Origin of the sequence: Streptomyces sp. NPDC006208 (genome assembly GCF_040613775.1) — a bacterium.
In the GTDB taxonomy this organism is placed as follows: Bacteria; Actinomycetota; Actinomycetes; order Streptomycetales; family Streptomycetaceae; genus Streptomyces.
Genome location: NZ_JBEXSW010000002.1, coordinates 278,431 through 284,865, shown reverse-complemented (window position 1 = coordinate 284,865; position 6,435 = coordinate 278,431). Strand labels below are relative to the sequence as shown.

The 6,435-nt window shown below is 69.4% G+C and carries 4 protein-coding genes and 1 pseudogene; 2 read left to right on the top strand and 3 right to left on the bottom strand.

Translation table 11 applies throughout. From position 1 onward, the window contains the following. Window positions 1-424 precede the first annotated feature (424 nt). Window positions 425-700 carry a hypothetical protein gene (locus ABZ208_RS02650; protein WP_356907736.1) on the bottom strand — a complete coding sequence of 92 codons (276 nt, stop codon included), beginning with the start codon at window positions 698-700 and terminating at the stop codon, window positions 425-427. A 116-nt stretch (window positions 701-816) separates the two neighbouring features. Beyond that, entirely contained in the window at window positions 817-3,738 is a 2,922-nt protein-coding gene (locus ABZ208_RS02645) for an AAA family ATPase (protein WP_356907735.1), read from the bottom strand. A gap of 172 nt (window positions 3,739-3,910) precedes the next feature. Here ABZ208_RS02645 and ABZ208_RS02640 point away from each other — a divergent pair. Together ABZ208_RS02640 and ABZ208_RS02635 are read left to right on the top strand one after the other, a co-directional pair. Beyond that, window positions 3,911-4,074, top strand: a pseudogene (locus tag ABZ208_RS02640) (leucine zipper domain-containing protein); the annotation flags it as partial. A gap of 243 nt (window positions 4,075-4,317) precedes the next feature. Further along, window positions 4,318-4,968, top strand: coding sequence for a hypothetical protein (locus tag ABZ208_RS02635; protein ID WP_356907734.1), 651 nt, complete (start codon window positions 4,318-4,320; stop codon window positions 4,966-4,968). 395 nt (window positions 4,969-5,363) lie between these two features. Here ABZ208_RS02635 and ABZ208_RS02630 read toward each other — a convergent pair whose 3' ends face one another. After that, entirely contained in the window at window positions 5,364-6,329 is a 966-nt protein-coding gene (locus ABZ208_RS02630; protein ID WP_356907733.1) for a pirin family protein, read from the bottom strand. Window positions 6,330-6,435: the final 106 nt, after the last annotated feature.

The window sequence follows — 6,435 nt, the reverse complement described above, 5'->3', positions numbered from 1 at the left end:
CCCCTTACTCCTTTCCCCCTCATCTCTTCCTTTTCCCCTCCCGCCCCCACCGTGGCGCGGTCGGGTGTCCGCCCCCCCCCCCCCCCCGGGCGGGGGGGGGCCCCCCCCCCCCCCCCACGGCCGCCCTTGAGCATGACGTGCTCGATCTCCGGTCCGCCGTCGTCCGGGCGGAAGGTGCCGGAGCACCAGTTCGTCCGGACGACGTCACCGTCGGACGAGGTCGACTCGTGGTCCACGCACCGCTCGACCACGAGCCGGCCCGGGGTGCCGACCCACCCGGCACCGGCGAGGACCTTCGCGCCGAACAGCCACGCCACATACAGCCCTGCGATGGCCAGCGACACCGCTAAATAGGCGGTGATGCCACGAAAGGCCAGAGAGGTCCGGTCGGTCGTGGTGGCGGACTCCCCCTCCTGCGTCGCCATCAGACCCGACCCGGGCGGGCGCGCAGGGTGCGCGTCACGCGCGTGACGCCGTAGCAGTCGTGCCTCTGGACCGGATCGTCCAACGCGCCCAGGGGCAGCATCGTGTGGGTGACCAAAGACCCCACCGGCTCCAGCGGCACCAACCACGGCCGCCGGCCGGGTCCACTGGCGCACCACACCCCCGGGGTACCCATGATGAAGAGCCCGAACGGCACCCACAGCGCCACCGGGAAGAGCAGCAGCACCCACCAGTCGCCCGGAAACCCGCCCGTCATCGAAGCCCCCCGTCGTCGTCCGTCGCGTGAGTCTCCTCCGCGGCATCTCCTTCAGGCTTCAGGGGAACTACGTAATCGAATACGTAGTTTCACCGCGCGGACCTGTGGTGCGTTGATCACGCTCGACGGTCGAGGGCCGCACGCGTCATGAGACCTGCCAGTGCCGAGCGGGACGGCACGGACGTCTTCCGGTAGATGGCCGACAGGTGGGTCTCGACCGTGCGGCGGCTGAGGTACAGCTTCGTCGCGATGGCCTGGTTGCTCAGTCCTTCGGCAACGAGTTCGGCAATCTCCCTTTCACGTGTGGTCAGTTGGTCGAGCTCCGTGGGTGCGCGCAAGGTTTCCTCTGCCTGGGGGCGCACAATCGAGGCCAGGTCGGACAGCAGGCGCGCGCCGCCGTCGTCGGCGAGACGACGGGCCCGCTCCCACATCGCGACGGCGCGCGGACCGTCGCCGGCGGCCTGCGCCTGGACAGTCGCCAGCAGCAGGGAGTACGCCTCCCAGACCGTCGCACCGGACGGCGCGTACGCCTGCGCGGCACGCTCGAAGAGGTGTGCGGCCGCGCGGCTGTCACCGTGGTGCTGCGCGAGCGCCGCCTCGGCGCGCAGTGCCGCCCCGCGCTGACCGTGAAGACCCATCCGGTCGGCTTCCACGACGGCTTGTGCGGCCCAGCGCGCGGCCTGATCGGTGTCGCCGACCGCGATGGCCGTGCCGACGAGGGTTTCCAGCTGGCCAGGGCGTGTGGAGGGCTGCAGCCCCAGTAGTTCGGGACCGCCGGCCTTCAGGATGGCGTCCTGCGCACGGTGCGGGTCGCCGCTCACATGCGCCGTGTGGCCGAGCACGCACCTGGCCAACGACGCCCACCAGTGTCTGCTTCCGCCGGCTGCAGCCACGGCCTCCTCTGCGGTCGTCAAGGCCCTGGTGTCGCCCAGGGGGGAGCGCAGGAGAAGGATCAGCGCCTTGAAGCACAGAGTGAAGGCCAGGAGATCACTGCTGCCAATGGCTCGTGCGATGGATTCCGCTTCCTCGGCCGACTCCAGGGCGGACGGCAGCCGACAAGTGTTGAGGTGCACAAAGGCCTTGCTGCTCAGCAGGTGCGGCAGGACGTGGACCTGACCGCTGCGACGGGCGATGTCCAGACCCCGGTCGGCGTGGCGCTCCGCGTCGGCATAGCGCTCGAGCAGGGCTTCCGCCCAGGCCAGCCACACCAGCGACTCGCACAGTTCCGTGAGGTTGGGGTCGGTCAGACCGTCTGCGAGCCGGGCGGCGACATCGGCGAGCCGACGGGCCGCCGCCGTCTCCCCTTCGTACACCTCTCCCAACGCCCCCAGCGCCAAGGCCCCCATCTCTCCCATGAGGTCGCCGTGGGAGCGGGCCGCCGCTAGCGTCCGCTCGATCTCGTCACGTACCTCGGGGTAGGAGACGGTGTTCAGGGCGGCCATGCCCAGCGCAAGTCCCAAGGAGACCGCCTGGCGGGGCTCGGGGCCGGGACTGCGGGCCAGTTCCCGCCGCAGCAGGGCTGTCGCTTCCGGCGAGTGTCCGAGATGCCGTTCCATCATGGCGCACAGCGCTATCGCATCCCTGCGCAGCGATGGGTCGTCCTGCCCGGACCTACTGATCAGCGTGTGGAGCAGGTCACGGCTTTCCCGCAGGCTGCCGCCCACTCCGAGTGCTCTGGCGCGCGCCAGCGTCAACTCTCCACGCTGCTGTGCGCAGGCGGGCGTGTCCGGCATGAGCCGGAGGACGACGTCCAGCAGATGAGCGGCCGTCGCGGGCGCCGTGTGGGCGCACTGGGCGGCCGCCTCACTCAACACGGCCGCCGACACCGGATCCCAGCCGACCAGCGACCGCTCGACGTGATGAGCACGCTCGGCGGCGGAGGCACCTGCCCGGGCCAATTCGTCCGCAGCGCCGCGGTGGATCTCGGCACGGCGTGGTGCGGCGGTGTTCTCGTAGACCAGTGTCCGCAGCAACGGGTGGCGCAGCGTCCAGCGGCCGTCGGACCCCATGCGCAGCAGATCGCGCCGCGCCAGTGCACCCATGCAGTCGTCGAGTTCCTCCGGCGTGGTGTGTCCGGTCGTCAGGCACAGCATTGCGGGCGTGGCATGGTCGCCGAGGACCGCCACTGCTTCGACGGTACGGCGCTGCGTCGCGGTCAGCGCAGTCAGTTCGTCCAGGAGCAGGGATCCCAGTCCGCTCGGCACTCCGGACGCGGTGTCGTCGTGGGCCCGGACCGCGGTGCCGCGCAACGACGCGCCATGCCGGTAGGCGTGCAGAAGGCAGTGAAGGTACAGCGGGTTGCCCTCGCTGGATTCATAGATCTGCTTCGCGTCGCCCGGTGGCAGGTCGGAGGCGAGCGCCTCGATCGACGCCTGCTCGGGCAGCGGTCGCAGCGCCATGCGTAGTACGGCCCCGCTGTCGACGCCGCGTGTCAGAGCAGCGGCAAGGGAGTGCGGCGTCTGCCGTTCTCGTCGGGCCACGACCAGAAGCACCCGGCCGCCCACGGGGTGCCGGATCACATGGTCCAACAACTCCAAAGACGCGGGATCCGCCCAGTGCAGGTCGTCCAGGGCCATCACCAGCCCGCTGCGCTCCCCGAGCCCGGTCAGCACTTCCGCGACGGCGCGATAGAGGCCGAACCGGTCACGGTTGCCCGAAGCCGAATCCGAGCCCTGCACACCGTCGCCTCCGCGCAGCACCGTTGCCGCCGCCTCGGGCACGGCATCCGAGTCGAGAAAGGCACGATCGACGTCGGCGAACGCGTCCGTGAACGTCTGGAACGGAGTGTGCTGCTCGTACTCCGTGGCCCTGCCACGGAGCACGGTCAGCCCGTCCTGCCGCGCCCGCGCACAGAGCTCGCTCAGCAGCCGGCTCTTCCCCATGCCGGCATCTCCGGCGATGTCTACGACAGCGGGAACGCCGTCCCGCCCCAGACTGCCGATCACCGAGACGAGCCGCTTCAGTTCGTCAGCTCTGCCGACCAGCATCGTCGCCGTCTCGTCCCACGCCGGTTCCAGTGCGTCTCCGTTCTCCACCACGTCCGCGTGTTCATTCCCGAGTGGTCGCTCCACCGCAACCTTGCCTGCACAGCCAGCCGATACCTTCATAGAGACGTCATCATCCCCGGTGGGAGCCGACTGCGCAGTCCGTGGGGGCGTCATTCGACCAGGTCGATTTCCGGTCGGCCTCCGCGTTCCACCGCAACGGCGGCTGACCGTTCACGGCAGGCGCCGCTGGTCGAACGTGTCTGCGCCGGCCGCCCGATCGCACATGTCGCAGCCAAGACGGGTACGTCCCGCCCCACGGCCCACACATGGACCCGCCGCTGTCGAGCCGAGGGAGACGCAGGCCTGGCCGACCGCTCCACCGACCCGAACAACACCGCCACCAGCTCGGCGAGTTGATCCTCGCCGATGTCATCAGCTCGGCCGGATCCCCGACGGCGGCGGCCATAAGGCCCTCGGGCGGGCCGCCAGGCCGGCCGCGCCAGGCTCAGCAGCATGGGCTTCGACTACATCCATAGCTCTTTACGTAGTTTCACCGATGTCCTGCGGCAACCCGGTGCGTGAAGATGCGGGCGAACGGACTTCCCGGGGTGGAGCGAAAGGACGTACGTGGTGGGCTGGATCATTGGTTTCGCCGTCATCTTGGCCCCGTCCCTGATCGGACTCACCTTCGCGGTCCGTACCGCTCGCCGGGTCGGCAAGGCGGAGCGGGCGATGCGCGTCCTGGCCGCCCGTCCCGGCTGGCAGCCGATCGAGCGCGGCAAGGACGGAGAGGAGTGGGCCGGGTACGCGGGCCACTTCCCCTGGCTGTTGCGAACGTGGCACGGAACCACCCTTACCGGCCCGCTCGGCGATCAGCAGGTCACCGTCGCCAGGCGCTACGAGCAGATTTCGCGCAGGGACGACCAGCACTGGCTGATCGTGTGCTTCGACCTTCGGGGCAGCGGACCGGGTCTACGTCTGGAGCGCCATTGGAGTGCGGCGGAGCTCAATCTCGCCTTCTCCAAGGATCTGCCCTACCTGACGATGAGCAACGACTCCGCGGGGACGGCCGAGCGGTTCTACGCCTCGGATCTGCCGAAGCGCCTGGTGAGGTTCGCCGGACCGGCGGTCTCGTTCAGGGAGGACGGGGCGTGCTTCGTGTACCCGCTGCTCGATGTCGTGGACATGGACAAGCTGCTGGAGGAACTGGCCGGGCTGCTTCCGGACCTCGCCGCGCTCGCCCGAGACGCCGCCCGGGAGGACGAGGCGGACAACACCTGACCGGTCGGCCCCCGCGACAGACCCTGGGGTGTCTGGGGGACCGCGTGCCAGACCCCGCGCCCCGGCAAGAGGTTCCACAGGAACCCCGTCGACCGCAATGCCCTACGGGTGAGCGCCGCCGTTCGGCACCAGCATCGCTTGGGGCTGCACGCCCTCACCCCGCACTCGAGCCACCTCACTCCACCGAGGAGGAGTGTGATCTGATTACCGATCAGCAGGGTCAGCAAGGGGGCAGCGAGAGTCTGATGAGACCTGGTCACAGCTGCCAACACGCGCAGCTCGCACCTCACATCAGAGTGGATCACTTCGAGGCGCGAGCATCCCCTCCACATGACAGGCGAAGTGGTCCGACAGCCGCAACTCCCGACAACGAGACCGATACTTATAGCCCCAGGTCAACGCATTCGTCCGCGCGGTTTCAGCGGTACTGCCGGGAGGGCGGGCGCGGACAGCCGGTCGCCGTCGTAGCCCTTCACCTCGCCGAAGCGGGAGCCCTCCGTCCAGTCCCTGCGGGCTCGCTCGATCTCCTCCTGCGAACGCCCGATGAAGTTCCACCACATGACGATTTCCTCGTCGAACGGCTCGCCGCCCAGGAGCATCAGCCCCGCGTCGGACTCGGCGCGCAGCGGTAGTCCGGTGCGGCCGCAGCCGAGGTAGAGCATCGATCCGGGGAGCACGGGAACTCCGTCGACGTTCACCTCACCCGACATCGCGAGCACCGCGTACTCGAAGTCGGGGTCGAGGGGCAGCATCGCCTCGGCGCCGCGGGCGAGGGCAAGATCCGCGCCCACGATCGGGCTGTAGGTCGTACCAGGTGAGGCGGCACCGTCGAGGGTGCCGAGGATGACCGTGGCGGCGAGGCCGGGCGCGGTGACCCGTGGCAGGTCGTGGTGGTGCTGGAAGTGTGGCTCGACATCGCGGTGGTCGTCGGGGAGGGCGACCCACAGCTGCGCGCCGTGCAGAAAGCGGGCGTGGGACCTGGGGCTCTCCTCGGAGTGGCTGATCGCCCGGCCGGAGGTCATCAGGCCCAGTTCGCGGGGGCGAATGGTGGCCTTGACGCCCGTGCTGTCGCGATGCAGCACTTCCCCCTCGTGCAGCCAGCTGACGGTCTGCAGACCCATGTGCGGATGGGGCGGCACCTGCATGCCGGGCTCGTCCGCGATGTCGTCAGGTCCGTAGTGGTCGACGAAGGCCCAGGCGCCGACCATGCGCCGGCCCAGATTGGGCAGCAACCTCCGGACCACGGTGGACTCGCCGAGCGGGACCTGGCGGGGGCTGAGGAGTTCACGGACGGGTTCGGCGACGACGAATCCCCGACCGCCGCAGACGGACAGTGCGGCCTGACGATCGAGATTGCTCATGGCGCACAACCTATTCCTGTACGGGGTCCAGAGGTCGGCCCCCCACTCCAAAACTATAGTGGAATATTCAACAATCCCTGGATGTTGCAGGTCACACGTCCGGCCC

Coding starts and splice junctions, on each gene's coding strand:
- ABZ208_RS02630 (WP_356907733.1), bottom strand. CDS start 6,329: ATGAGCAATCTCGATCGTCAGGCCGCACTGTCCGTCTGCGGCGGTCGG.
- ABZ208_RS02650 (WP_356907736.1), bottom strand. CDS start 700: ATGACGGGCGGGTTTCCGGGCGACTGGTGGGTGCTGCTGCTCTTCCCG.